At 74.9% G+C, this 24,377-nt stretch carries 24 protein-coding genes, 1 pseudogene and 1 riboswitch; of the genes and pseudogenes, 13 read left to right on the forward strand and 12 right to left on the reverse strand.

Annotation, left to right across the window (positions count from 1 at the left end; genetic code table 11):
- Nucleotide 1: 1 nt before the first annotated feature.
- From ACIP93_RS12575 to ACIP93_RS12595, 5 genes are all read right to left on the reverse strand, one after another.
- Nucleotides 2-2,041, reverse strand: coding sequence for a putative cobaltochelatase (locus ACIP93_RS12575; RefSeq protein WP_401757830.1), 2,040 nt, complete (start codon nt 2,039-2,041; stop codon nt 2-4).
- Nucleotides 2,042-2,183: 142 nt separating this feature from the next.
- Nucleotides 2,184-3,734: a cobyric acid synthase gene (locus ACIP93_RS12580; RefSeq protein ID WP_401757832.1), complete on the reverse strand. Its 1,551-nt coding sequence runs from the start codon at nt 3,732-3,734 to the stop codon at nt 2,184-2,186.
- Nucleotides 3,731-4,714, reverse strand: a complete 984-nt coding sequence (locus ACIP93_RS12585; protein WP_401757834.1) for a cobalamin biosynthesis protein — start codon at nt 4,712-4,714, stop codon at nt 3,731-3,733. The genes ACIP93_RS12580 and ACIP93_RS12585 overlap by 4 nt, the downstream gene beginning before the upstream one ends.
- Before the next feature lie 36 nt (nt 4,715-4,750).
- Nucleotides 4,751-4,890: riboswitch (cobalamin riboswitch) on the reverse strand.
- 147 nt (nt 4,891-5,037) lie between these two features.
- On the reverse strand, nt 5,038-5,259 hold the full coding sequence (locus ACIP93_RS12590) for a hypothetical protein (protein ID WP_345224237.1): 222 nt from the start codon (nt 5,257-5,259) through the stop codon (nt 5,038-5,040).
- 13 nt (nt 5,260-5,272) lie between these two features.
- On the reverse strand, nt 5,273-6,556 hold the full coding sequence (locus ACIP93_RS12595; protein ID WP_401757836.1) for an anion permease: 1,284 nt from the start codon (nt 6,554-6,556) through the stop codon (nt 5,273-5,275).
- Between the two features lie 303 nt (nt 6,557-6,859).
- Between ACIP93_RS12595 and ACIP93_RS12600 the strand changes: the two genes are divergently transcribed.
- The 3 genes from ACIP93_RS12600 (at nt 6,860) to ACIP93_RS12610 (ending at nt 10,267) form a co-directional block, all read left to right on the forward strand.
- The gene (locus ACIP93_RS12600; protein WP_401757838.1) at nt 6,860-7,531 is read left to right on the forward strand and encodes a class II aldolase/adducin family protein; all 672 of its coding nucleotides are present in this window, start codon (nt 6,860-6,862) and stop codon (nt 7,529-7,531) included.
- A 106-nt stretch (nt 7,532-7,637) separates the two neighbouring features.
- A complete protein-coding gene (locus ACIP93_RS12605; RefSeq protein WP_401757839.1) occupies nt 7,638-8,768 on the forward strand; it encodes an alpha/beta hydrolase in 1,131 nt (376 codons plus the stop codon).
- 101 nt (nt 8,769-8,869) lie between these two features.
- Nucleotides 8,870-10,267 carry a hypothetical protein gene (locus tag ACIP93_RS12610; RefSeq protein WP_401757841.1) on the forward strand — a complete coding sequence of 466 codons (1,398 nt, stop codon included), beginning with the start codon at nt 8,870-8,872 and terminating at the stop codon, nt 10,265-10,267.
- 13 nt (nt 10,268-10,280) lie between these two features.
- Here ACIP93_RS12610 and ACIP93_RS12615 read toward each other — a convergent pair whose 3' ends face one another.
- Nucleotides 10,281-11,171 (reverse strand): neutral zinc metallopeptidase, encoded by an 891-nt coding sequence (locus ACIP93_RS12615; protein WP_345224245.1) that lies wholly within the window; start codon nt 11,169-11,171, stop codon nt 10,281-10,283.
- A gap of 294 nt (nt 11,172-11,465) precedes the next feature.
- Between ACIP93_RS12615 and ACIP93_RS12620 the strand changes: the two genes are divergently transcribed.
- The 4 genes from ACIP93_RS12620 to ACIP93_RS12635 all read left to right on the forward strand — a co-directional run bounded on the left by ACIP93_RS12620 (nt 11,466) and on the right by ACIP93_RS12635 (nt 15,633).
- On the forward strand, nt 11,466-12,395 hold the full coding sequence (locus tag ACIP93_RS12620) for a hypothetical protein (RefSeq protein ID WP_401757843.1): 930 nt from the start codon (nt 11,466-11,468) through the stop codon (nt 12,393-12,395).
- A gap of 99 nt (nt 12,396-12,494) precedes the next feature.
- Nucleotides 12,495-14,093, forward strand: a complete 1,599-nt coding sequence (locus ACIP93_RS12625; RefSeq protein ID WP_345224250.1) for an ABC-F family ATP-binding cassette domain-containing protein — start codon at nt 12,495-12,497, stop codon at nt 14,091-14,093.
- 424 nt (nt 14,094-14,517) lie between these two features.
- Entirely contained in the window at nt 14,518-14,736 is a 219-nt protein-coding gene (locus ACIP93_RS12630) for a helix-turn-helix domain-containing protein (protein WP_185035675.1), read from the forward strand.
- Between the two features lie 105 nt (nt 14,737-14,841).
- Complete coding sequence (locus ACIP93_RS12635; protein WP_345224257.1) at nt 14,842-15,633, forward strand: enoyl-CoA hydratase/isomerase family protein; 792 nt, start codon at nt 14,842-14,844, stop codon at nt 15,631-15,633.
- Nucleotides 15,634-15,695: 62 nt separating this feature from the next.
- Here the strand turns inward: ACIP93_RS12635 and ACIP93_RS12640 are convergent, their stop codons facing one another.
- Complete coding sequence (locus tag ACIP93_RS12640) at nt 15,696-16,562, reverse strand: nucleopolyhedrovirus P10 family protein (RefSeq protein ID WP_401757846.1); 867 nt, start codon at nt 16,560-16,562, stop codon at nt 15,696-15,698.
- 100 nt (nt 16,563-16,662) lie between these two features.
- Between ACIP93_RS12640 and ACIP93_RS12645 the strand changes: the two genes are divergently transcribed.
- Genes ACIP93_RS12645 through amaP form a run of 5 tightly spaced genes read left to right on the forward strand, consistent with a single transcriptional unit; the run spans nt 16,663 to nt 18,993 of the window.
- The gene (locus tag ACIP93_RS12645; protein ID WP_380836900.1) at nt 16,663-17,175 is read left to right on the forward strand and encodes an Asp23/Gls24 family envelope stress response protein; all 513 of its coding nucleotides are present in this window, start codon (nt 16,663-16,665) and stop codon (nt 17,173-17,175) included.
- A 58-nt stretch (nt 17,176-17,233) separates the two neighbouring features.
- A complete protein-coding gene (locus ACIP93_RS12650; protein ID WP_345224263.1) occupies nt 17,234-17,452 on the forward strand; it encodes a hypothetical protein in 219 nt (72 codons plus the stop codon).
- The gene (locus ACIP93_RS12655) at nt 17,449-17,820 is read left to right on the forward strand and encodes a hypothetical protein (protein WP_401757848.1); all 372 of its coding nucleotides are present in this window, start codon (nt 17,449-17,451) and stop codon (nt 17,818-17,820) included. Before ACIP93_RS12650 ends, ACIP93_RS12655 begins: the two co-directional genes overlap by 4 nt.
- On the forward strand, nt 17,817-18,413 hold the full coding sequence (locus tag ACIP93_RS12660) for a DUF6286 domain-containing protein (RefSeq protein ID WP_401757850.1): 597 nt from the start codon (nt 17,817-17,819) through the stop codon (nt 18,411-18,413). The genes ACIP93_RS12655 and ACIP93_RS12660 overlap by 4 nt, the downstream gene beginning before the upstream one ends.
- A gap of 7 nt (nt 18,414-18,420) precedes the next feature.
- Nucleotides 18,421-18,993: an alkaline shock response membrane anchor protein AmaP gene (amaP, locus tag ACIP93_RS12665; RefSeq protein WP_401757852.1), complete on the forward strand. Its 573-nt coding sequence runs from the start codon at nt 18,421-18,423 to the stop codon at nt 18,991-18,993.
- A 278-nt stretch (nt 18,994-19,271) separates the two neighbouring features.
- On the opposite strand, the gene ACIP93_RS12670 is transcribed toward amaP, so the two are convergent.
- From ACIP93_RS12670 to ACIP93_RS12690, 5 genes are all read right to left on the reverse strand, one after another.
- Entirely contained in the window at nt 19,272-21,137 is a 1,866-nt protein-coding gene (locus ACIP93_RS12670; RefSeq protein WP_401757854.1) for a glycoside hydrolase family 15 protein, read from the reverse strand.
- A 170-nt stretch (nt 21,138-21,307) separates the two neighbouring features.
- Nucleotides 21,308-22,126: an SURF1 family protein gene (locus ACIP93_RS12675; protein ID WP_401757855.1), complete on the reverse strand. Its 819-nt coding sequence runs from the start codon at nt 22,124-22,126 to the stop codon at nt 21,308-21,310.
- A gap of 72 nt (nt 22,127-22,198) precedes the next feature.
- Nucleotides 22,199-22,432 carry a hypothetical protein gene (locus ACIP93_RS12680; RefSeq protein WP_345224274.1) on the reverse strand — a complete coding sequence of 78 codons (234 nt, stop codon included), beginning with the start codon at nt 22,430-22,432 and terminating at the stop codon, nt 22,199-22,201.
- Nucleotides 22,433-22,500: 68 nt separating this feature from the next.
- On the reverse strand, nt 22,501-23,499 hold the full coding sequence (locus tag ACIP93_RS12685; protein WP_401757857.1) for a DEDDh family exonuclease: 999 nt from the start codon (nt 23,497-23,499) through the stop codon (nt 22,501-22,503).
- Nucleotides 23,483-24,109, reverse strand: a complete 627-nt coding sequence (locus ACIP93_RS12690) for a TetR/AcrR family transcriptional regulator (RefSeq protein WP_401757859.1) — start codon at nt 24,107-24,109, stop codon at nt 23,483-23,485. Before ACIP93_RS12690 ends, ACIP93_RS12685 begins: the two co-directional genes overlap by 17 nt.
- Nucleotides 24,110-24,161: 52 nt before the next feature.
- Here ACIP93_RS12690 and ACIP93_RS12695 point away from each other — a divergent pair.
- Nucleotides 24,162-24,365, forward strand: a pseudogene (locus ACIP93_RS12695) (amidohydrolase); the annotation flags it as partial.
- Between the last annotated feature and the right edge of the window lie 12 nt (nt 24,366-24,377).

The following is a 24,377-nucleotide window of genomic DNA, read 5'->3' on the forward strand; positions in this document are numbered from 1 at the left end:
GTTAAGCGGCCTTCCTCGAAGTTCCCGTGGTTCCCGTGACGTCCTTGACCAGCCCGGCGATGGAGTCCGCGCGCAGCTCGTCGAGCGTGACGGCGGTGCCGCCCAGCTCCCGGGCCAGCTCCGCCGCGAGCCCGAGCCGGACCAGCCCCGACTCGCAGTCCACGACCACCGAGGCGATGCCCTCCGCCTCGTGCAGCCGCGCCGCGCGGCCCGCCAGCGCCACCGGCTCCGGACCGCCGGTCGCCCGGCCGTCCGTCACCACGACCAGCAGCGGCCGCCGCGAGGGGTCGCGCAGCCGCTCCACCCGCAGCACCTCGTGCGCCTTCAGCAGCCCGGCGGCCAGCGGGGTGCGCCCGCCGGTCGGCAGCAGCTCCAGCCGGGCCGCCGCCGCGTCCACGGAGGAGGTCGGCGGAAGCGCGACCTCCGCCTCCTTGCCCCGGAAGGTGACCAGGCCGACCTTGTCCCGCCGCTGGTAGGCGTCGAGCAGCAGCGAGAGCACCGCGCCCTTCACCGCGCTCATCCGCTGCCGCGCCGCCATCGACCCGGACGCGTCCACGACGAACAGCACCAGATTCCCCTCGCGGCCCTCCCGGGTCGCCTGCCGCAGATCGTCCCGGCGCACGACCAGACCGCGCCCGGCGCGTCCGCGTGCGTGCTGGTGCGGGGCGGCGGCCTGCACGGTCGCCGCCAAGTGCAGCTTGGTCAGGGCCCCTCGCGGGCGCACGGCGCCCGTCGTACGGCCGTGCTCGGTGCGCGCCCGGGACCGGCGTCCGGCCGCGCCCTCGCCCAGGCCCGGCACGCTCAGCATCTTCGTGCGGAACGGCTCGGCGGCCTTGGCGGCGGGCTGCTCGGCGCTGCTCCCGCCGGAGGGGGCGGACTGCTCCTGCGGCGCCTCGGGCGTGTCGGGGGCTTCCGGCGCACCGGCCTCGGGCGTGTCGGGCGCGTCGTCCTGCGGGGGCAGGCCGCCGCCTCCGGGTCCGTCGGGACCGGGGTCCGGGTCGTCGTCGTTGCCGCCCTCGGGGGGCTCCGGGGGGCTGTTCTGCTCCAGCGTCTCGTCGAGCTTGTCCTCGTCGAGGCCGGGCGCGTCGAAGGGGTTGCGCCGGCGGCGGTGCGGCAGCGCGAGCAGCGCGGCCTGCCGTACGTCCTCCTCCTGTACGTCCTCACGCCCCGCCCAGGCCGCCAGCGCGGTCGCCGTACGGGCCATCACGATGTCGGCCCGCATCCCGTCGACCTCGAAGGCGGCGCAGGTCGCGGCGATCTGGCGCAGCGCGTCGTCGCCGAGCCGCACCTGGGGGAGGAGCGCGCGGGCGGCCGCGATCCGCTCCCGCAGGTCGGCCTCCTCGCCGGCCCACTTCGCGGCGAAGGCCGCCGGGTCGTCGTCGTACGCGAGCCTGCGCCGCACGACCTCCACCCGCTGGTCGGTGTCGCGGGACGCGGCGACCTCGACGGTCAGCCCGAACCGGTCCAGCAACTGCGGCCGCAGCTCGCCCTCTTCGGGGTTCATGGTCCCCACCAGCAGGAACCGCGCGGCGTGCCGCACGGAGACGCCTTCGCGCTCGACGTACGAGGCGCCCATGGCGGCGGCGTCGAGCAGGAGGTCGACCAGGTGGTCGTGGAGGAGGTTGACCTCGTCGACGTAGAGGATGCCGCGATGCGCGTCCGCCAGCAGGCCCGGCTCGAACGCCTTCACGCCCTCGCTGAGCGCCCGCTCGATGTCGAGGGCCCCGACGAGCCGGTCCTCGGAGGCCCCGACGGGCAGCTCGACCGTGCGGGCGGCGCGCGACACGCCGTCCCCGGCCTCGTGGGGACCGTCGGGACACGCCGGGTCGGGGGCGGCCGGGTCGCACGAGAACCGGCACCCCTCCACCACGTGCACCCGCGGCATCAGCGCGGCCAGCGCGCGGACGGCGGTCGACTTCGCGGTGCCCTTCTCGCCGCGCACGAGGACGCCGCCGACGGCGGGCGACACGGCGTTGAGCAGCAGCCCGAGCCGCAGGTCGTCCTGCCCGACGATCGCGGTAAAGGGGTACGGGGTACTCATACGGTCTCCATCGTCGGTCGGTCGGCTTCCCGCGGGCGGCGGGCGGCCTCGGTCATGTGCGGGTGCGTCCCGGCTGGTCGCGCGGTTCTCCGCGCCCCTGACGGCGTACCGTGCGGGCAGCCGTCCCCCGCCCGGGCGCGGCTCACCCCCGTACCCCCGGCGGCACGAACGGCAGTCCCGCCGGCGCGCCGGACTCGATCAGCCGCCACAGCCCCTCCGTGTCCGCGTGCTCCTCGATCAGATCCCCCAGCCGGTCCAACTGCTCCTCGCGCAACCCCGCGAAGCTCGTGTCGGCGGCCGGCACGAACCGCCGCCCCGCCGCCGCCGCGACCTCCCGCAGGAAGGCCCGCCGGAAGGCGTCGCTCTCCAGCGACCCGTGCCAGTGGGTGCCCCACACGGCCCCCACCCGGCAGCCGTCCAGGAAGGCCTCCCCGCCCAGCACTTCGGCCACCCCGTGGTGGATCTCGTACCCCTCCACGGCCTCGCCCAGCGCCGAGCCCACCGGCCGCGCCAGGGTCTTCTCCCGCGCGAACCGCACCCGTACCGGCAGCAGCCCCAGCCCCTCGACCACCCCGGCCTTCGACTCGACCTCGTCCTCGATCAGCTCGCCCAGCGCCTGGAACCCGCCGCAGATCCCCAGTACGGGCAGCCCCGCCGCGGCCCGCCGCGCCAGCGCGTCGGCGAGCCCGCGTTCCCGCAGCCACTCCAGCGCGCGAACCGTCCCGCGCGTCCCCGGCACGACCACCAGGTCCGCGTCCGCCAGCTCCTCCGCCCGGTCCACGAAGCGCACCACCACGCCCGGCTCCGCGGCGAGCGCGTCCACGTCCGTGAAGTTCGACATCAGCGGCACCGCGCACACCGCGACCCGCAGCACGTCCTCGCCGACCGGCGGCGCGACCACGGACTCCCGGACCGCGCCCCGCAGGGACACCCGCAGCCCGTCCTCCTCGTCGATGCCGAGCCCGTGCGCGAAGGGCAGCACGCCGTACGTCCTGCGCCCCGTCAGGTCCTCCAGCATGTCGAGCCCGGGCTCCAGCAGGGACACGTCACCCCGGAACTTGTTCACCAAGTACCCCGCGACCAGCCGCTGGTCCTCCTTCGCCAGCAGCGCCGTCGTGCCGAAGAACGACGCGAAGACCCCGCCCCGGTCGATGTCCCCGACCACCACCACCGGGAAGTCCGCGGCCCGCGCGATCCCCATGTTGACGATGTCCGTCCGCCGCAGATTGATCTCCGCCGGGCTGCCCGCCCCCTCGCAGATCACCGCGTCGTACTGACCGCGCAGCTCCGCCAGGCACTCCGTGACCGTGCCGAGCAGCGCCTCCCGGTGCCCGCCCTGCACGCCCTTGCCGTACGTCGTGCCGCCCGCCGTGCCGAAGAAGCCGCGCGCGCTCATCTCGCCCACCGGCCTGCCGAGCAGCACCACCTGACTGGACCTGTCGCTCCCCGGCTTCAGCAGCACCGGATTCATCAGCGCCGTCGGCTCGACGCGCGCCGCCTGCGCCTGCATCGCCTGGGCGCGCCCGATCTCCGCGCCCTCCCGCGTCACGAACGAGTTCAGCGACATGTTCTGCGCCTTGAACGGGGCCACCTTCACCCCCCGGCGCACCAGCCACCGGCAGATGCCCGCGGTGACGACGCTCTTGCCCGCGTCCGACGTGGTCCCCGCGACCAGCAGTCCGCCGCCACTCATGCGTTCCGTCCCTTCGCGTACGAGAACGCCAGCCGCCCCGCCGCACACGCGGCCAGCGCCAGCACGCCCACCCGGCGCGACAGCCGCACCGCACGTTCGATGTCGGGCACGTCCACCGGACGCCCGCGCTCCCCGTTCAGCACCGCCCGGTGCTCCACCCGCCCCGCGTACGACAGCGTTCCGCCGAGCCGCACGCCCAGCGCGCCCGCGAAGGACGCCTCGACGGGGCCCGCGTTGGGGCTGGGGTGCGCGGCCGCGTCGGCGCGCCAGGCCCTGACCGCACCCCGGGCGTCGTCCCCGGCGAGCACCGCGAGCGCCGCCGTCAGGCGTGCGCCGGGCCAGCCGGCCACGTCGTCGAGCCGGGCCGAGGCCCACCCGTACCTGCGGTGACGGGCCGACTTGTGCCCGACCATCGCGTCCAGCGTGTTCACCGCCCGGAACGCGACAAGGCCGGGCACACCGCCGACCGCACCCCACACCAGCGCGCCCACCACCGCGTCCGAGGTGTTCTCGGCGACGGACTCCACGACCGCCCGGGCGAGCTGCTGCCCGTCCAGGGCCTGCGGGTCGCGCCCGCACAGGTGCGGCAGCCGCTCCCGGGCCAGTTCCAGGTCCCCGGCGGCCAGCGCCCCGCCGATCGCCCTGGCCTCGCGCCCCAGCGACGTGCCCCCGACGACGGCCCAGGTGGCGGCGGCGGTCAGCGCGACGGACGCGGCGGGGCGGCGGCGTACGAGACGGGAGGCCACGGCGGCGGCTCCGGCCGCTCCGCCCACGCAGACCAGGGTGTGCGCCGCGCCCCGCGCCCGGTCGTCCCGCCACAGGACCCGTTCGACGGCGGCCGCGGCACGCCCGAAGAGGGCGACCGGATGTCCCCGGCGCGGGTCGCCGAACACGGCGTCGCAGGCCATCCCGAGGGCCGCGCCGAGCGCGAACGCGTACGGGGGCACGGCGACGCAACCGCGGGTACCGCAGCCGGGCATGGCGACGAGTCCTTAACTCAGGGTCCGCGCCCTGGTTGGAGGTGACGAGCGGCTGGGAGTTCCTGGCTTCGGCACGACCCTCGTCGGGTCGGCCGTGACAGTGGCGGGACCGCGCCGGATTCGCACCGGCTTCCTCTCCATGCCGCCGTAATGGCTCCGGCAGTCCACCACGCCCCACGAACAGCCGTCAACCTGGGGTTGACCTGCGGGAGGCGGGGGGCGGACGCCGATCCGGAACGGCCGACAGCCGGCGGGGCCGGAAGACCGGCGGCCCGCCGGCTGCTCCGGCGTCGGGGGGCGGGGCGGACGGGCCCCGCGGGTTGTCAGGAGACGATCAGGAAGATGCCGTACGCGACGGCCGCGGCGCACAGCGCGAAGCAGGCGTACGCGCCCGTGCGGGCGACCGGGGCGGAGCCGCCCGTGGCGGCGGCCGCGGTCTGCTTGGAGAGGCCCACGATGCCGAGGGTGAACAGGCCCACCAGGGAGACGGTGGCCACGAGGCTGACGCCGAACACGGTGCCGAGAGCTGCCCAGTCGATGTTCATGTCGCGTGTGTCCTTAGACCGATGCGGCCGGGCGGGCCGGGTCGGCGGTGGGGGAGTGGAGGGTTGCCTTCAGGTCGCCGGTGACCGTGTGGGTGGTCCCGGCCGGGAGGAGGCCGGCGGGCGGCGGGGTGACCGCGGCCATCGCGGTGGTGACGACACCCGCGGGCCCGGCGGCCGGGGCGGCCGCGCCGTCGAGGTCGTCGGCCGTGACGTTGGTGTGGTCGACCGGCTTGCGGCGCGACAGCATCCAGATCGCACCGGAGCCCGCGACCAGCAGGATCGCGACGGCGGTGACGCCCCACGTGCCCTGACCGGTGAGGAACTCGGCGGCCGCGGCGACCGCGCCGGCGGCCGGCAGGGTCAGGCCCCAGGCGACGAACATCCGGGTCGCGGTCGACCAGCGGACCACCCCGCCCTTGGGCGCGAGACCCGAGCCCATCACGGCGCCGGAGCAGACCTGGGTGGTGGAGAGGGAGAAGCCGAGGTGCGAGGAGGCCAGGATGACCGTCGCGGCGCCGGTCTGGGCGGCGAAGCCCTGCGGCGGCCGGAGGTCGGTGAGGCCCTTGCCCATGGTGCGGATGATGCGCCAGCCGCCGAGGTAGGTGCCGAGCGCGATGGCGACGCCGGCCGAGACGATGACCCACATCGGCGGGTTCGAGCCGGGGGCCAGCACGTTGCCGGTGACCAGGGCCAGGGTGATGACACCCATGGTCTTCTGCGCGTCGTTGGTGCCGTGCGCGAGGGAGACGAGGCCGGCGGAGGCGATCTGGCCCGCCCGGTAGCCCTTGGCGGTGGCCTTCTCGTCGGTCCTGGACGCCAGCTTGAAGGTGAGCTTCGTGGCGAGGTAGGCGGCGAGACCGGCGACGATCGGCGCGGCGACCGCGGGCAGCAGCACCTTGGTGATGACGACGCTGCCGTTGACGCCGGAGGCGCCCACCGACATCAGGGTGGCGCCGATGAGGCCGCCGAAGAGTGCGTGGGAGGAACTGGACGGCAGGCCGATCAGCCAGGTCAACAGGTTCCAGAGGATCGCGCCGACCAGGGCCGCGAAGATCACTTCGGTGGTGATGCCGCTCTCGTTGATGAGCCCGCCGGAGATCGTCTTGGCGACCTCCACGGAGAGGAAGGCACCGACGAGGTTGAGCACGGCGGACATGGCCACCGCCGTCTTGGGCTTGAGAGCGCCGGTCGAGATGGTGGTCGCCATCGCGTTGGCAGTGTCGTGGAAACCGTTCGTGAAGTCGAACACGAGAGCGGTCACGATCACGATTCCGAGAAGGAGCGTGATGTGTTCCATTTACCCAGGCAATCGTTTGAGGTCAGTGGCTGTTGGACCGTAAGCAACCTGAGTGAACGGAAGATGAACTGGGCGGGGCCGCACGGTGACCCGAAACGCCGTGCCGCCGTTCCGCTTTTCACCCCGACGGCGGTGCGGCCCTAGGGGCGACCGGACCCGGCCGGGGCGTCAACCGCGCGGCAGGGCCCTCAGCCCGCCGCGCGACCCCTCGAAGAGATCCTGGTCACCCGACGGGCGGACCGCGCACCGCGCCCGTCGCCGGACGGGACGGGCCCGCGGAGTCCGGGCCGCCCGGCTGGCAGGATGCCCGCCATGACGACACGGGTGACGGACGCGGTGGCGGCGGCATGGCGGGACCTGGTGGACACGGCCCGCCGGTCGGTGACCGACGGGCTGGTCGTGGGGACCTCGGGGAACGTCTCGGTGCGGGCCGGCGAGGACCTGATCCTGGTCACCCCGAGCGGCGTGCCCTACGAGCGGCTCGCCCCCGACGACGTGACCGGCGTCGACCGCACGGGCCGCCAGGTGCTCGGGCACCTCGTCCCCACCAGCGAGCTGCCCACGCACCTCGCGGTGTACGAGGACACCGACGCCCAAGCCGTCGTGCACACCCACGCGGTGCACGCCACCGCGGTCTCGACGCTCGTGGACCGGCTGCCCCTGGTGCACTACATGGCGGCGGCCCTGGGCGGCCAGGTCCGCACGGCGGCCTACGCGACGTACGGGACGAGGGAGCTGGCCGACAACGTCCGCCGCGCCCTGCGCGACCGCACGGGGTGCCTGCTCCAGAACCACGGGACCCTCACGTACGGAGCCACGCTCGCCCAGGCCTACGACCGCACGGCCCAACTGGAGTGGATGTGCCAGGTCTGGCTCGCCGCCTCCGGAGTCCCGGGCCTGACCCCCGCCCTGCTCACCGAGGCGCAGGTGGACACGGTCGCCGACCGGCTGCGGAACTACGGCCAACCGGGCTGACCCCCGCCCGCATCCGCGCGGCGCGACCGCCGGCGCGGTGCGGCCGGGGCCACCCCGGAGGCCCCGCCCACTGGCCGTGGAAGCCGGGCGTACGGACACTGGGACCGTGCACCCGGCCAAAGCAACGGCGGCAGCCGTCACCACACTCATGGGCATCGGCGCGGCCACCGTCGCCGCCGCCCGGTACGCGGGCGACGCCGCGCTCAAGGCGACGCCCGGCCGCCCCCTGCCCGGCGACCCCCGCGTGACCGTGCACGCCACGGGCCCCGCGCAGATCACCCTGACCCGGGACCTCGCCACCCTCAGGCCGGGGGTGTTCGGCCTGGCGGGCGACGGCGTCCACGCGGTCGTCGGCCCCGTCCTGGAGGCCGCCCCGCACGCGCCCGACACCGTGGTGCGCCGCCTGGAGCGGGTCACCCGGGGCTCCCTGGAGCCCGGCGCCCGCCTCCACCTCACCCCGAACGTCCACAGCGGCGACCCCGGCACCGCCCTCGGCCTCGACTTCGCGCACGTCGACGTCATGGGCGAGCTCGGCTCCCTGCCCGCCTGGTTCGTCCCCGGCAACCGGTCGAGCACCTGGGTGATCGCCGTGCACGGCCTGGGCGCCACCCGCGAGCACCCGCTGAACGTCCTGGACCTCCTGCACCGCTTCCAGCTCCCGGTGCTCGACCTCGCCTACCGGGGCGACCCCGGCGCGCCCCGCTCCCCGGACGGCCTCGGGCACCTCGGCGACTCCGAGTGGCGCGACCTGGACGCCGCGATCCGGCACGCCGTCCGCGAGGGCGCGCAGCGGATCATCCTGTACGGCTGGTCCACCGGCGGCGCCATGGCTCTGCACGCCGCCACCTCCTCCGCCCTGCGCCACCACGTCGCCGGGCTGGTCCTGGACTCCCCGGTGCTGGACTGGGAGGCGACCGTGCGCGCCCTGGCCGCCGCCCGCGGCATCCCGGCCGCCCTCCTTCCGCTTGCCGTCCGCGCCGCCCAGGGCAGCACGGGACCGCACGGCGACCGGCTCCGCGCGGCCGCCGCCCCGGACGGCCTGCGCGTCCCGGCGCTGATCGTGCACGGCCCCGGCGACGCCGTCGCCCCCTGGGGCCCCTCCCGCGCCCTGGCCGACGCCCGCCCCGACCTGGTCACCCTGCACACCGTGCGGGACGCCTCCCACGCCGCCATGTGGAACGCCGACCCGGCCGCCTACGAAGAGGCCCTGCGCCGCTTCCTCACCCCGCTCCTCTGACCGGTCCCGCCCCGCCCACGTAGCAGATCCCACGGCGCCGTGTGGGCGGTGCGCGGGATTCCGTTTGGGCTTTCGGGCAGTCAGCGGAGACACTGCTCCACGTGACGTCCCGTACACCGCGCGACTCCAGGCTCCGACTTGTCCGCCCGCGACCCCTCGCCACAGCCCGACGGGCCGTGACGAACCGGCGTACCCGCCCGGCCCCCCGCCCTCCCGAGGGAACCCCCGCCCAGGCGGAACTGGCCCGCCACGCACGGGAAGTGCTCGCCGACGCCACCCGGGTGGCGCGCTGGGTCGACACCGAGCGCGCCCGCGGCGCCGCCCCCCGGCCCGGCCAGGCCGGAGGGCTCTCCGGCGCCTCCGCCGAACGCGCCGCCGAGGCACTGCGCCTGACCGAGGCTCAGGTGCGGGCCGGCTGGGACCGGGCGCGCCTCGCGGGCCTCGTCGAGATCCACGGCACCAACGCCCGCCCCGGCTGGCGGCTGCGCGCCTGGGACCGCGACGACGCCGCCGTGCTGCGCGGCTGGGTCGCCCTCTTCGACGCCTGGTCGATCGTCCACCCCGCGCCGAAGGACATCGCGCCCGCCACCGTCGCGGAAGTCGTCGAGTCCGTCCCCCAGGTGCTCTCCCTCCTCCAGCTCTCCGCCGGACCCGTCCCGGTCCCGGCCCTGCTCGACCTGCTGGAGCAGCGCGTCGCCGAACTGCACGAGGAGCGCTGCGAGGTCCCCCCGCACCTGCACGGCATCCCCGCCCAGACCACGGCGCACTCCGTGCCCGTCCCCCTCTCCCTGCTCCTCGGCTGGGCCCTGGAAGGGCTCGCCTCCGTCGGCGCGCTGACCCTCGGTGAGGGCCAGGCGACCCTGACGCCGCTCGGGAGCTGGGCGGTCTGGGTCAAGCTGGAGCAGATCTGCGTCGCCGCGCAGAGCCCCGCCGGGAACATCGAGCAGTCCGCCGACGCCATGCTCAGCGGCTGCGCCCGCCTCACCCCCGGCCCGGCCCGCGCCGAGTACCGCGCCTGGCTCGCCGCCCGCACGGTCGGCACCGCCGTCCTGGAACTCCTCGAAGTCGCCCGCGGCGAGGACGCCCTCCTGCGCGGCCTCGCCTTCGAGGCGCTCAGAGTCGTCGGCGCCCCCGCGGAGGCCGAGGTCCGCGCCGCCGCCGAGGAGGTCGCCCTGCGCCCGTACGCCCTGCTGTGGCTGGCCGAGCACGAGGGCGACGACCCCGAGGAGGCCCACGACCGGCTCACCCGCGAGGAGTCCACCTGGCTCTGGGTGGACACCGCCGCGGCCGTCGCCGACCACGGCGAGAGCGAACTGCTGGTGCGCCACCTCGAATCGGCGGTCCAGGGCACCGTCCCCGCCCTGCTCGACGAGGTCCGCGCCGTCGGACATCCGCGCACCGTGCAGGTCCTGGTCGCGCTCGCCGCCGCCCACCCCGACCCGGCCCTCGCGAAGGCCGTGCGGCGGGCGGCGTTCCAGGTGCACACCGGCGGGGTCTAGGCGCTCCGCCGGTTTAACGGAAGGTGTCGCACCGCGCCGTGTCGCCCGTCCGGAAGCCGTTGTAGAACCACTGCTGGCGCTGCGCCGCCGACCCGTGCGTCCAGCTCTCCGGCGTCACCCGCCCCTGGAACTTCTCCTGGATGCGGTCGTCGCCGACCGCGGCCGCCGCGTCCAGGCCGTCCCGGATGTCCTGCTCCGTCAGCTGCGTGATCAGCGGCTTCCCGGACTTCTCGTCCGGCGTCCGGGTCGCGTGGTGCGCCCACACCCCGGCGTAGCAGTCCGCCTGGAGCTCGACGCGCACCGCGTTGCTGTCCGCGCCCTGGCGGCCGTCCTGGGCGCGGGCCAGGGTGCCCATCGCGTTCTGGACGTGGTGCCCGTACTCGTGCGCCACCACGTAGGCCTGCGCGAACGGCCCGCCGGTGGAGCCGAACTTCGTCCGCAGCTCGTCGAAGAAGCCCAGGTCCAGGTAGACCTGCCGGTCGCCCGGGCAGTAGAAGGGGCCGACCGCCGACGAGGCCGTGCCGCACGCCGTGGGCACCCGGTGCGAGAAGAAGACCGTCTTCGCGTCGCCGTAGCGGACGCCGCGGCGTGTGAACTCCGCCCGCCAGTAGTCCTGCACGCTGTTGACCACGCCCAGGATCCGGCAGTCCTCCCGGGTGTTCGCGTCCCGCCCCGTCCTGCACCCCTCCTGCACCTGCGCCTGCCCGGACGCGGAGACCGTGGGCTCCTGCTCGTCGGAGGACAGGCCGAGCTGGTCCGGGCCCACCCCGAACAGCACGCCCACGAGCAGGGCGATGAAACCGACGATGCCTCCGCCGATCGTGGCCTTTCCGCCGGGAACGCGGCTGCCGCGCACGTCCCGGACCTCCGAGCTGTCCAGATTGGCGTCGTCGTCGAACTGCACCGGGCCACACCTCCCTCTGCTCGTGCTGCCTGGACCGGCCGCTGCCCGGCCGGTACTCGTCCCGGCCGGCCCGGTGACGGAACTCCGCCACCCTGCGCCGAGTATCAGCCCATTCGCCACCGTGTGCCCCTTCGGGTACCCCGGGGGACCACCGCCGAACGGGGGACCGCCGCCCCCTCACTCCGTCGTGTCGCCGTCGGAGCGGACCGCGCGCCCGCGTCCACGCCGCTACGTTCGGGAGCCACGCCGGGTCCACCCCCGGGGCACCGCCGCACGAGGGGGAACCCGCCACCCATGACCGACCTCCGCCCCGGTCCCGTCTCCCGCCGCCGCACCCCGCCTCCGCGCCCCTTCCGCGTCCGCCCCGCGGGCCCCCGCCCCGCCGGTCTGCGCCCCTTCCGCCGCGGCACCCCCGGTCTCCCGGCCGCCCGCCTCCGCGCTCTCCGCCTCCTCGCCCGCCGCCGTCTCGCCCGCCTGGCCGCCGCCCTCGGCGCCCGCCCCGCCCGGCGGCTGCTGCTCCCCGTCCTCGCCGCCCTCCTGGCCGTGCCCCTGCTCACCGCCGCCCACCGGGCCCGCCCCGCCCCCTACGGCGACCGGCTCGTCGCCCCCGCGAGCCTCCCGGCCGCCGCCGACCCCGCCGTACGCATCCGGGACGCCCGGGTCCAGGCGTACGACACGGCCACCGGACGCACCCGCTGGACGTACGCCCGAACGGGTCACCGGCCCCTGGCCGTGCGCGCGGTGCCCGGCCACGTCTTCGCCCTGTGGAGCGACGGCCTGGTCACCGACACCGTGCGCGGCGACGGGCGCGCGGTGCGCTGGCACCGCGCCATCCCCGCCTTCGACGGCCGCCCCGCCGGGGTCCTCCAGCCCCTGGACCCGGCGGGCGAGATGCTCGCCGTGCTCTCCCCGCAGCACGTCGCCGCCTACCGCGCCGTCGACGGCGACCTGCGCTGGGTGCTCCCGGCCAGGCGCGGCTGTCACTTCGTCCCCTCCCGCACCGCCCGCCGGGGCCCCGTCCTGCTCGTCGCCCAGCCCTGCGCGGAGCCCGCCCCCTGGACCGAGCAGCTCGTCCCCGTCGACGCGCTCGGCCGTGTCACCCCGGGCCGCGCCCCCCTCGGCAACGGCCGTACCGCCCGGCCCCGGGACCGCGGCACGCCCGGCCCCGGGGTCCGCCGGCCGGCCGTCGCCGGGCCCGGAAAAGGGCTTGCGGGCGCCCGTTAGACTGGGCCGTATGGCACCTCTCCTTGCGCATTAGCGGCGTCGAAGCAAGAGCCCGCCCGTCAGACCTTCCGCCGTCCCACCTCGCACAGGAGTTTTTCCGTGATCACCGCCTCCGGCATCGAGCTGCGCGCCGGCGCCCGCATCCTCATCGAGAACGCGTCCTTCCGCATCGCCAAGGGCGACCGCATCGGCCTCGTCGGCCGCAACGGCGCGGGCAAGACCACCCTCACCAAGTGCCTCGCGGGCGAGGGCACCCCGGCGGGCGGCACCATCACCCGGTCCGGCGAGGTCGGCTACCTCCCGCAGGACCCCCGCACCGGCGACCTCGACGTGCTCGCCAAGGACCGCATCCTCTCCGCCCGCGAGCTGGACTCCGTCCTGCGCAAGATGCGCGAGAACGAGCAGAAGATGTCCACCGGGCAGGGCGCCACGCGCGAGAAGGCGATGAAGAAGTACGAGCGCCTGGAGACGGAGTTCCTCACCAAGGGCGGATACGCCGCCGAGGCCGAGGCCGCCACCATCGCCGCCGCGCTGGGCCTGCCCGACCGGGTGCTCGGCCAGCCCCTGCACACCCTCTCCGGTGGTCAGCGCCGCCGGGTGGAGCTCGCCCGCATCCTCTTCTCGGACGCCGACACCCTCCTGCTCGACGAGCCCACCAACCACCTCGACGCGGACTCCATCGTCTGGCTGCGCGACTACCTGAAGTCCTACCGCGGCGGTTTCATCGTCATCTCCCACGACGTCGAACTCGTCGAGACGGTCGTCAACAAGGTCTTCTACCTGGACGCCAACCGCGCCCAGATCGACGTCTACAACATGGGCTGGAAGCTCTACCAGCAGCAGCGCGAGGCCGACGAGAAGCGCCGCAAGCGCGAGCGGCAGAACGCCGAGAAGAAGGCCGCGGCCCTCAACTCGCAGGCTGACAAGATGCGCGCCAAGGCCACCAAGACCGTCGCCGCGCAGAACATGGCCAAGCGCGCCGAGCGCCTGCTCTCCGGCCTGGAGGCCGTCCGGGTCTCCGACAAGGTCGCCAAGCTGCGCTTCCCGGAGCCCGCGCCCTGCGGCAAGACCCCGCTGATGGCGGAGGGCCTGTCCAAGTCGTACGGCTCCCTCGAGATCTTCACCGACGTCGACCTCGCCGTCGACAAGGGCTCCCGCGTCGTCATCCTCGGTCTCAACGGCGCGGGCAAGACCACCCTGCTGCGCCTGCTCGCGGGCGCCGAGAAGCCCGACACCGGCCAGGTGATCGAGGGCCACGGCCTGAAGATGGGCTACTACGCCCAGGAGCACGAGACGCTCGACCCGGACCGCACGGTCCTGGAGAACATGCGCTCCTCCGCCCCCGACCTGGACCTGGTCGAGGTCCGCAAGACCCTCGGCTCCTTCCTCTTCTCCGGCGACGACGTCGACAAGCCCGCCGGCGTGCTGTCCGGCGGCGAGAAGACCCGTCTGGCCCTCGCCACCCTGGTGGTCTCCTCCGCCAACGTCCTGCTCCTCGACGAGCCCACCAACAACCTCGACCCGGCCAGCCGCGAGGAGATCCTCGGCGCGCTGCGCACGTACAAGGGCGCGGTCATCCTCGTCACCCACGACGAGGGCGCCGTCCACGCGCTGGAGCCGGAACGGATCATCCTGCTCCCCGACGGCGTCGAGGACCTGTGGGGCCCCGACTACGCGGACCTCGTCGCCCTGGCCTGACCCGTCCGCCCGGCGCCCGGCCCGGGGCGGGACACCGGACGTGGCAGCGGCATATCCCACCGGCAAAGGCGCTGGCAGCGGGCCTGCTCTGATCCACTCCGGCTGGATCATTCGGCCTACGCGTGATCCTTCATCTGAGTGAGGGCCTCTCGTACCCCGGCGCGCCCCCGGCATCCGAAGGCCCGTCCCCCCGGGGGACGGGCCTTCGGCGTGCCACTGATCATTTCGCGGCGCTGACCTGGACATTCCCGGGAGCGCCCGGATTCCGGTATGGCGAACGACACGCGGAATTCCGTATTCCGCCCCCGGCCGTCACTTCCTCCACGGCGAACCTTGTTGTACGGACCTTGCCGAATGGGTGGCCAGGACGGCGGGAAGGGGTGATCATGAGAAGTCCAGAGCGCACTTCCTTGAGGAGGCACGGGTGGCCGAGACTCTGAAGAAGGGCAGCCGGGTGACCGGCGCCGCGCGCGACAAGCTCGCGGCAGACCTGAAGAAGAAGTACGACTCCGGTGCGAGCATCCGGGCGTTGGCCGAAGAGACCGGCCGCTCCTACGGATTCGTCCACCGGATGCTGAGTGAGTCCGGAGTGACGCTGCGGGGACGCGGCGGAGCGACACGCGGCAAGAAGGCCACGGCCTGACCATCGTTGTCCCTCACACGGGGCCGGTGGCCGGCCGGGTTCCCCGGGTGGTTACTGTGCAGTCACTTGACAGGTGACGGCACCGTACCGATCCGGAGGCACCCCATGGCTTCGCTCGACCCCGTACTCGACAAAGACGGCGTGCAACTCACCGTCGAGGACGCCGTAGCCACGGTGACCCTGGCCAACCCGGCCAAGCGCAACGCCCAATCCCCCGCTCTGTGGCGGGCGTTGACGGAGGCCGGGAGGGCGTTGCCCGGGACCGTCCGGGTGGTCGTACTGCGCGGAGAGGGCACATCCTTCTCCGCCGGTCTCGACCGGCAGGCGTTCACTCCCGAGGGCTTCGACGGTGAGCCGTCCTTCCTCGATCTCGCACGTGGTTCCGACGCGGACCTCGATGCGGAGATCGCGCGCTACCAGGAGGCCTTCACCTGGTGGCGCCGCCCCGACATCCTCAGCATCGCCGCGGTCCAGGGCCATGCGATCGGTGCCGGTTTCCAGCTCGCCCTCGCCTGTGACCTGCGGGTCGTCGCCGAGGACGTGCAGTTCGCCATGCGCGAGACCAGCCTCGGCCTGGTGCCCGACCTCGCCGGGACCCACCCGCTGGTGGGTCTCGTCGGATACGCCCGCGCGCTCGAAATCTGCGTCACGGGCCGCTTCGTGCACGCCGCGGAGGCCGAGCGCACGGGCCTCGCCCATCTCGTCGTGCCGAACGACGAACTCGACGCCGCGGTACGGGACCTGACCGCCGCCCTCCTCGCCGCGCCCCGCGACGCCACGGTGGAGACCAAGGCCCTCCTCCAGGGCGCCTGCGACCGGACGTACGAGGACCAGCGCGCCGCCGAGCGCGCCGCCCAGGCCCGCCGCCTGCGCGACCTCGCGGGGCTCTCGGACTAGCGCGCCGCCCCGCCGCCCGGCCCGGGCTCCGGCTCGGAGCCTCGGCCCGAGCCCGGCCCCGGTTACGGCGTCAGGCCCGGCCCCGGGTCCGACGCGGGGACCTGCCGGACCTCGGTGACCAGCACGGTCACCGACGGCGGCCCCAGCAGCGCGTCCGCGACGGCCGCGCGGACCTCCCGGGCCACGTCCACCGCACGGCGCTCCCCGCCCACCGCCACCTCCACCCGGACGTGGCCGGCGGGGAGCGCCGCGCCGTCGTACCGCACCGGCGCACCGAGCACTCCGGTCAGCCGGGCCACCCCCGGCACGGCGGCGGCGGCCCGCGCGGCCGCCGCCTCGGGGGAGTCCTGTCCCCCGAGCGGAGCAGCCGGGCTCTCCTTTTCTGCGGCGTCCCGCGAACCGCCCTCCGTCGCGTCGTCCGCCGGGCCGTCGGACGCGTGCTCCGGTACGCCGCCGGGCGTGTCCGGCGAGGCGCCCCGGCCGGCCTCGGTGAGCAGCCCCGTGACGCGCAGGTCCACCTCCGTCACCGCGAGCCCCAGCCGCTGCCGGGCCGCCTCGGCCAGGGCGGCGCGCAGCCGTTGGGCGGCGTGCGGGATCGGCTCAGCGGCCGAGGCCTCGAACTCGGCGTCCACCCGCAGCCCTCCGGGCGGCAGCGCCCCCGGGGGCGGCGGCACGGCCGGTGCGGGCGGCGGGACGTCCGGGTCGGCGAGCCCCACCCGGAGCGGGCCGAGCGCCACCCCCGGCACCCGGGCGGCGGCCTGGCGCAGGACGGCGTCGGCCGCGCGTTCGGCCAGCCAGGAGCCGTCCTCGGGGGAGCCGAGCGGGAGCAGCCGCCCCAGACCGAGCCGCCCGCGCACGGCCTGCGGCCACCTGCCTTCGAACGCTCCCCGTGGGGACTTCGCTGCTGTTTCTGCTGTTCGGTCTGCCATGGGCTCAGCGTGCCCCATCGCGGGCGCGGCATCGGGCAGGCGGACTTAATGTGGCAAAGGAGTCCAGTACCGCGTAACCCCCGGAAAGGGACGAATGGCGATGGCTGACACCGAAGACCGCACCATCAGGCCGGGCGGCCTCGTGAAGGAATCCACCTCCGGCGGCACGGCCGCCCGGTCGAGCGGAGCCGGCACGCCGCAGCGCGGCGGCGGCGACCCGGCCGGGCGCGGCCGCACCACGATCGCCGACGGCGTGGTCGAGAAGATCGCCGGAATGGCCGCGCGCGACGTGGTCGGTGTGCACGCGATGGGCGGCGGCTTCTCCCGCACCCTCGGCGCGGTCCGCGACCGGGTGCCGGGCGGCAACGCCAAGTCGGTCAGCCGGGGCGTGAAGGCCGAGGTCGGCGAGGTGCAGACGGCACTCGACCTGGACATCGTGGTCGAGTACGGCGAGTCCATCACGGACGTGGCCAGGGCGGTCCGCGAGAACGTGATCTCGGCGGTCGAGCGGATGACGGGCCTCGAAGTCGTGGAGGTCAACATCGCGGTCGGCGACGTGAAGCTTCCCGACGACGACGAGGAAGAGGACGAGCCGGAACAGCGGCTCCAGTGAAGGACCCCGTCGAGGCGGGGCGGGCGGCGAATGTACCCGACACAGTGAGGACGGTTCGATGAGTTGGTCCCTGGTCGGCCTGGCGGCCGGCATCGCACTCGGCTTCGCCGGGTACTTCGGCGGGTTCGGCGCGTTCGTGGTGGTCGCGGTGCTGGGGCTGATCGGCCTCGTGGCGGGCCGTTACCTCGACGGCGACCTGGACCCGGGCGACTTCCTGCGCCCGCGCGACCGGGGTCGTGACGACGACCGGCCGCGGACCAGGCCCCGCCCGCGGTGACGGGAACGGGGACGGGGACGGCGGCGGGCTCGGCGGTCGGGGCGGTCCCGGCCGCCGAGCGCGGTGCCATCCGGATCGCCGACCGGGTCGTCGCGAAGATCGCCGCCCAGGCCGCACGGGAGGCGCTGCCGGAACCGCCGCCGGAGGGCGCGCCACCGCACGTCACCGTCGACGTACGGGACGCGTCGGCCCGGCTGCACGTCGGCGTGGAGCTGGCCTACCCCGGTGACATCGGGGCCCAGTGCGCCGCGGTGCGTCAGCAAGTGGCAAGCAGGGTAGGCGAGTTGGCGGGCCTGACGGTTCCCGAGGTGACAGTGCTGGTCGAGCGGTTGCACCGGGCGGCCCCGGAGAGCGGGAGGATGCGGTGAGCGAATACGTGCCCACGCTGGAGGCCGAACGCGAACCGGCCGTCCGGGACGGCCCCGGCACTCGCGCCCGTTTCTGGTCCGCGCGGCGCGTTCCGGCGGCGCTGACCGCTGCGGTCCTCCTGGCAGGCTCGGGCCTCCTCCTCTACGACGTCGTCGCGGTACGTCTCGGACACCCCGGCATGGGGTGGCGCCGCGAACTGGCCCAGGCCCTCGCGCAGCGCCCGCTGGAACAGGTGTGGACGCAGGTCGGCGCGGGTCTGGCGGTGGCGCTGGGCCTGTGGCTGGTGGTCCTGGCCGTGACGCCGGGTCTGCGCGCCCTGCTGCCCATGCGCACCGGCGAGGCGGGCGCGGTACGGGCCGGGCTCCACCGGGGCGCGGCCGCGCTGGTCCTGCGCGAACGGGCCATGGCGGTGCCGGGGGTGCGGGCGGCCCGGGTGCGGGTGCGCCGGGCCCGGGTGAAGGTGCGGGTGGTCTCGCACTTCCGGGAACTGGACGACGTACGTGCGGACGTGGGCGAGGCGATGCGTACGGGCGTGCGTGACCTCGGCCTCGTCCGCGAACCGTCGGTCGCGGTGCGGGCGGAGCGGGGGTGAGGGACTGATGCGCAATCCGGTGAACAGGGTGCTGCTGGGACTGCTGGGCCTGGCACTGGTCGTCCTCGGCGGTTCGGCGCTGGCGGCCGGGCTGGGGATGTCCGTTCCCTCCTGGTGGCCCTTCTCGGGCCGGGACGATGTGCTGCTGAGCGCGGCGGACCGGACGCGGTGGCGGGACGAGGGCTGGTGGTGGCCGGTGGTGATCGCGGTGCTGGCGGTGGCGGCGCTGCTGGCGCTGTGGTGGCTGCTGGCGCAACTGCGCGGCAAGCGGCTGGGCACGGTGCGGGTGGGTGACCCGGCGGACTCGGTGCTCCTCCGCGGCCGGGCCCTGGAACGCGTCCTGGGCGAAGAGGTCGAGGCGGTGCCGGGCGTGTCCCGGGCGGCGGTCTCCCTGAAAGGGAGCCGGACGGCCCCACGGGCCCGGATCTCGCTGACGGTGACGCCCTCGGCGGACCCGGCGGGGGTGGTGGCGGAGGTCACGGAGACGGCGCTGGCCCGCGCGGGCGGATCGATCGGCACGGGCCGCTTGCCGGGTGTGCTCCGCCTGCACGGCCGGGGCCGGGGCCGACGGGTCCAGTAGGACGACGGCACCGGCCACGACGCCCCCGCACGGCGCCACCCGGGGTGGCGCCCCTTCAGGGGCGCGGGGAACCGCGCGCGCCGCCACGACGGATCTGCACGGAACCGTGCTGCACCTGGCCGCGCGGCGAGCGCTTCAGGAAAGGGGCAGGCCCGGGGCCTCCTGCCCGAGCGGCACCGGCTGACGCGTCCGATACGGGGGCCGGGCTCCCGGCCTGGACGGGACCGCGCGACCCGGGACCGCGCGACCGGTGCGACCGCTCGCGCAGGGTGCGGCGCTCATCCCGCGCCCTCCCCGGACCGGGCCTCGTCGCGGGCCTCCGCCCGGGCCAGCGCCACCGCCGTTCCCACCAGCCCGATGTGGCTGAACGCCTGCGGGAAGTTCCCGAGCTGCCGCCCGGCCACCGGGTCGTACTCCTCGGCCAGCAGCCCGACGTCGTTGCGCAGCGCCAGCAGCTTGTCGAAGAGTTCGCGGGCCTCCTTGACCCGCCCGGTCAGCAGCAGCGCGTCCGCCAGCCAGAAGGAACAGACCAGGAACGCGCCCTCGCCGCCCGGCAGCCCGTCGACCCGGTTGCCCTCCGCCGTCTCGGCCTCGGCGGTGCTGTAGCGCTGGATGAAGTCGCCGTCCCGGCCGAGTTCGGCCCGTACCGCCTCCACCGTTCCCACCACCCGCGGGTCGTCCGGCGGCAGGAACCCCACCTGCGGTATCAGCAGCGCCGCCGCGTCGAGTTCGGCGGAGCCGTAGGACTGGGTGAAGGTGTTGCGCTCCGGGTCGTACCCCTTCTCGCAGACCTCGCGGTGCACCTCGTCGCGCATCGCCCGCCAGCGTGCCGCGTCGCCCGGCAGCGAGGGGTCCTCCTCCAGGGTGCGGACCGCCCGGTCGGCGGCCACCCACGCCATGACCTTGGAGTGCACGAAGTGCTTGCGCGGGCCCCGCACCTCCCACAGCCCCTCGTCGGGCTCGCGCCACATCGTCTCCAGGAAGCCGAGCAGGCTGAGCTGGAGCTTCCAGGCGTGCGGCTTGGGCGCGAGACCGGCCTCCCGGGCGAGGTACAGGGAGTCGATGACCTCGCCGTACACGTCCAGCTGCAACTGCTCGGCGGCGTCGTTGCCGATCCGTACGGGCGCGGAGTTCTCGTAGCCGCGCAGCCACGGCAGCTCCGTCTCCGGAAGCCGGCGCTCGCCGGAGATCCCGTACATGATCTTCAGGTCGGCGGGGTCCCCGGCGACCGCCCGCAGCAGCCAGTCCCGCCAGTGCCCGGCCTCCTCCAGGTACCCGGCGGCCAGCAGCGCCCCCAGCGTCAGCGTCGAGTCGCGCAGCCAGCAGTAGCGGTAGTCCCAGTTGCGCACGCCGCCCAGCTCCTCGGGCAGCGAGGTCGTCGGCGCGGCGACGATGCCGCCGGTGGGCGCGTACGTGAGGGCCTTGAGGGTGATGAGCGAGCGCAGCACCGCCTCCCGGTGCGGGCCCTCGTAGGTGCAGGTGGACGTCCACGCCTCCCAGTCCTCCAGGCTGTGCGCCAGGGACGCGTACGGGTCGACGAGGGGCGGCCTCGGCTCGTGCGAGGGGTGCCAGGTCATCACGAACGCGACCTGCTCGCCGGGCTTGACGGAGAAGGAGGAACGGGTGCTGTACTGCTGGCCCCACGTCTTGACCCGGGGCCCCGCGCCCTCGGTCCCGTCCGCCGACCGCGGCACGTCCCGCAGCCAGATCGCGTCCGGGCCCGCGACCGCCACCCGGTGCCCGTCGGTGTGGCGCACCCAGGGCACGATGTGCCCGTAGTCGAAGCGCAGCCGCAGCGTGGAGTGCACGGTGACCTCGCCGGTCAGCCCCTCCACGATCCGTACGACATCGGGGGCCTGGTCGCGCTGCGGCATGAAGTCGGTGACCTTGACGCTGCCGGAACGGGTCTCCCACACGGTCTCCAGCACCAGCGAGTCCCCCCGGTAGGAGCGCGCGGCACAGGTGGTGGCGCCCTCGGGGGCCAGCCGCCAGTGGCCGTTCTCCTCGTCGCCGAGCAGCGCCGCGAAACACGCGGCGGAGTCGAAGCGGGGCAGGCAGAGCCAGTCCAGGGAACCGTCGCGGCCGACCAGGGCCGCGGTCTGGAGGTCCCCGATGAGCGCGTAGTCCTCGATGCGTTGGGTCACGCAGGGCGTCTTCCCGGCGGGGAAGTGTGCCAATCCGTCAGGCCGGTCACGTGTTCACCCTGGCCACGGGGCCCGCACCGCGGCCACGAACGCCGGCGCGCACCGGTCCCGGCGCGCGCCGGCCGCGCACCGCCGCCGGCGTCGGCCGACGCCCCACCGGCTCCAGTCCTTCAGGCGGAGGGCGCCGTCGCGGACCTCTCCGCCTCGGCCGCCTCCGCCGCGTCCTGCGCCGCCCCGGCCGCCGCCGCGTCCCGCTCGCGCCTCTCCCGCCGTACGAGAACGACCCAGCCGACCGGCACCCCCGCCGCGAACAGCCACCACTGCACGGCGTACGCCATGTGCGCGCCGATCGACTCGGAGTCGGGAGCGGGGATCACCTCGGGGCTGCCGCCGGGCGGAACCGGAGCGGTCAGCTCCAGGTAGCCGCCGAGCACCGGGCGGCCCAGCAGCCTGGACTGCTGCGCGCTGTTGATGAGCATGACGTGCCGGGGCGGGAGACCTTCGAGGTCCTTGATGCCGCTGCCGGAGGTCGTCTCGTCGGCCTTGAGCCGGCCGGTGATCGTGACCTCGCCCTTCGGCGGGGCCGGAACGTGCGGGAACGCCTGCTGGTCGGTGCCGAAGGCCACCCAGCCCCGGTTGACCAGGACCGTGCCGCCGCCGGTGAGGTCCAGGGGCGTCAGGACGTGGAAGCCGACCTGGTCGTCGGCGGAGGTGCGGCGGCGCACGACGACCTCGTGCGCGGTGTCGAAGGTGCCGGTGGCGGTCGCCGCGCGCCAGAAGTCGGCGCGCGGGACGGTGTGCCCGGGGGAGGTGAGCTCACCGACGGGCTTCGGCTTCGCCTTGACGTTCCCGGCGATCAGCTGGTTCTGCGCGACCCTGTGCTCGTGGCGGTGGAACTGCCAGAAGCCGAGCTCGACCATCACGGGGATCAGCACGAGTGCCAGGAGGGTGAGGATCACCCACTGCCGGGACAACAGGAAGCGGTACACGCTTTGACGGTACCCGGCGCGAGAAGTCCCCCGGTGGGCGGGTTGCCCGAGCCGGGGGAGCGCCCCGGCGCCTCACACCTTGTCGACGATGCCCGCCTTCCCCTCCGCCCGGGAGCAGTGCGCACCGCAGTACCAGTGGCCCTCGGCCTCGACGCCCTGGCCGATGATGCGGCACCGGCAGTGCTCGCAGATCGGGGCCATCCGGTGGATGGCGCAGGCGAAGCAGTCGAAGACGTGCACCGCGCCCTGTGCGTGCACCTCGAAGGACATGCCGTAGTCGTTTCCGCAAACCTCGCATCGTGCCATGGGGCACAGGGTGCACGGCGAGGGTGCGTGCGGCGCGCAGGGCACGCCCGGCACTCACCCGTCCGACGTCATATGTCCGTCCGGGCCGGGGCCACGTCCCGCAGCAGGTGCGTGTACGCGGCCTCGTCGACGACCGGCGTCCCGAAGGTCTTCGCCTTGACGGTCTTGGAGGTCGCCGAGTCGGCGTCGTTGGTGACCAGCAGGCTCGTCAGCCGCGACACGCTCGTCGCGACGTGCAGCCCGGCCTCGACCGTGCGGTCCTCCAGCAGGTCGCGGTCGACGGAGGTGTCCCCGGAGAACGCCACCCGCATCCCCTGCATCAGCGGCTTGTCCGCCTGGTAGCGGCCCGGGTTCGGGTACGGGCAGGCCGGCCGCTTCCTGGACGGCCGCCAACTGCCCTGTCCGCCGCCGCTGCCGCCGTACGCGGACTGGTAACCGATCCGGGGCGCGGGCGGCGCGTCCGTCCACTCCGTCAGCGGACGGCACTCCAGCAGCGGCAGCCGTACGTTGCCCTGCGCCGCCGCGTGCAGGCTCGGCCGGAACGCCTCCGCGAGGACGCGCGCGTCGTCCAGGGCGTGGTGCGCGTGCTGCTGGACGACGCCGAAGTGGGCGGCCAGCGAGGCCAGCTTGTGGTTGGGCAGCGGCAGCGCCAGCTCCTTGGCGAGCGCGATGGTGCACAGCCGCTGCCGCACGGGCGCGGTGCGCCCGGCGCGCGCGTACTCCCGCGCCAGCATCGACCAGTCGAACATCGCGTTGTGCGCGACCAGGACCCGCCCGTCGAGCCGCTCGGACAACTCGCCCGCGACCTCCGGGAAGAGCGGGGCGCCTTCCAGTACGTCGCTCGTCAGGCCGTGGATCCACGTCGGACCCGGGTCCCGCTCGGGGTTGACCAGGGTGTACCAGTGGTCGACCACGTCGCCGTGCGCGTCCAGGCGGTAGACGGCGGCGGAGATTATCCGGTCGTCGCGGGAGAGACCGGTGGTCTCCACATCGACGACCGCGTACCCCTTCGGGTAGGCGGTCGGCCAGGTTGCTGCCGCTGGGGTCTGGTCATCGAGCATGGTCACAGAGAATACGGGCCGCCACTGACAGACCCCTATTCGCCCAGTACGGAGCGGGTCCGCCCCGAGCCGCGCCGGTCCGCATCGAGCCGTCGGCCGGAAACCGGCGCCGGGGCCCCTCACTCCGCTTCCCCCGCCGCCCCAGCAGCGCCCCCACCGGCGCCCGTACCGACACCACGAACACCCGCTCCGGGTCCGCCGGGCGGGCCAGGGCCCTCGCCGGGGCCGGGTCGTGCCCGGCCGGGCCGGGGGACCACAGGCCGGCCCCGGCGGGGGACTGCACCGGCGTGCGCTCCCGGTTGCGTTCGACCAGGACGTGCCCCACGGCCTGGAGCTGCACCGCCCGCACCACGGAGGCCGCCCGCGCCCCGCGCAGTCCCGCCGCGTGCACCTCGCGGACGAGTGCCTGCTGCGCGGGCAGGAACATCCGCTCGGTGAGGCCGCGTTCGTGCACCATCGCGATCAGGTGCGGGCGGGCCCGCAGTTCGCGGCGCAGGGCCCGGGGCACCGAGGCCACCCGGTCGGCCGGCGTGCGGCCGCGCGGCACCAGCTCGCCCCTCTCCCGCACCGTCCGCTCCACCAGCGCGTCCAGCACGGCCTCACGCGTGAGCCGCACTCTCGGCATGGCCTCCAACTTCCCCCGGCGCACGGCTCTTCACCCTTCATCGCCGCTGCGCCACCGCATCGGCCTCGACAAGGTCATGTGGGGCGGCGACCACCCGCACGACGAGGGCACCGCTCCCTGCTTCCTGGACGCGCTCGCCGCCGAGGCCGGGCCCACCGTTGAGGAGATCGCCCAGCCGCTCCGGGAGGTGCCGGCGGACGCCACCGGCCCGGCCTTCGCCCCGGGCGGGCCGGTGCGCGTCTGGTGAGGAACCGGACGG

Source organism: Streptomyces sp. NPDC088745 (assembly GCF_044751045.1).
GTDB classification, from domain to species: Bacteria; Actinomycetota; Actinomycetes; order Streptomycetales; family Streptomycetaceae; genus Streptomyces; species Streptomyces cremeus.

Excerpts from the sequence above, each read along its gene's own strand:
- ACIP93_RS12635 (WP_345224257.1), top strand. The coding sequence starts at position 14,842 with ATGGCTTCGCTCGACCCCGTACTCGACAAAGACGGCGTGCAACTCACC.
- ACIP93_RS12640 (WP_401757846.1), bottom strand. The coding sequence starts at position 16,562 with ATGGCAGACCGAACAGCAGAAACAGCAGCGAAGTCCCCACGGGGAGCG.
- ACIP93_RS12645 (WP_380836900.1), top strand. The coding sequence starts at position 16,663 with ATGGCTGACACCGAAGACCGCACCATCAGGCCGGGCGGCCTCGTGAAG.
- ACIP93_RS12575 (WP_401757830.1), bottom strand. The coding sequence starts at position 2,041 with ATGAGTACCCCGTACCCCTTTACCGCGATCGTCGGGCAGGACGACCTG.
- ACIP93_RS12590 (WP_345224237.1), bottom strand. The coding sequence starts at position 5,259 with ATGAACATCGACTGGGCAGCTCTCGGCACCGTGTTCGGCGTCAGCCTC.
- ACIP93_RS12650 (WP_345224263.1), top strand. The coding sequence starts at position 17,234 with ATGAGTTGGTCCCTGGTCGGCCTGGCGGCCGGCATCGCACTCGGCTTC.
- ACIP93_RS12580 (WP_401757832.1), bottom strand. The coding sequence starts at position 3,734 with ATGAGTGGCGGCGGACTGCTGGTCGCGGGGACCACGTCGGACGCGGGC.
- ACIP93_RS12595 (WP_401757836.1), bottom strand. The coding sequence starts at position 6,556 with ATGGAACACATCACGCTCCTTCTCGGAATCGTGATCGTGACCGCTCTC.
- amaP (WP_401757852.1), top strand. The coding sequence starts at position 18,421 with ATGCGCAATCCGGTGAACAGGGTGCTGCTGGGACTGCTGGGCCTGGCA.
- ACIP93_RS12680 (WP_345224274.1), bottom strand. The coding sequence starts at position 22,432 with ATGGCACGATGCGAGGTTTGCGGAAACGACTACGGCATGTCCTTCGAG.
- ACIP93_RS12600 (WP_401757838.1), top strand. The coding sequence starts at position 6,860 with ATGCCCGCCATGACGACACGGGTGACGGACGCGGTGGCGGCGGCATGG.
- ACIP93_RS12585 (WP_401757834.1), bottom strand. The coding sequence starts at position 4,714 with ATGCCCGGCTGCGGTACCCGCGGTTGCGTCGCCGTGCCCCCGTACGCG.
- ACIP93_RS12620 (WP_401757843.1), top strand. The coding sequence starts at position 11,466 with ATGACCGACCTCCGCCCCGGTCCCGTCTCCCGCCGCCGCACCCCGCCT.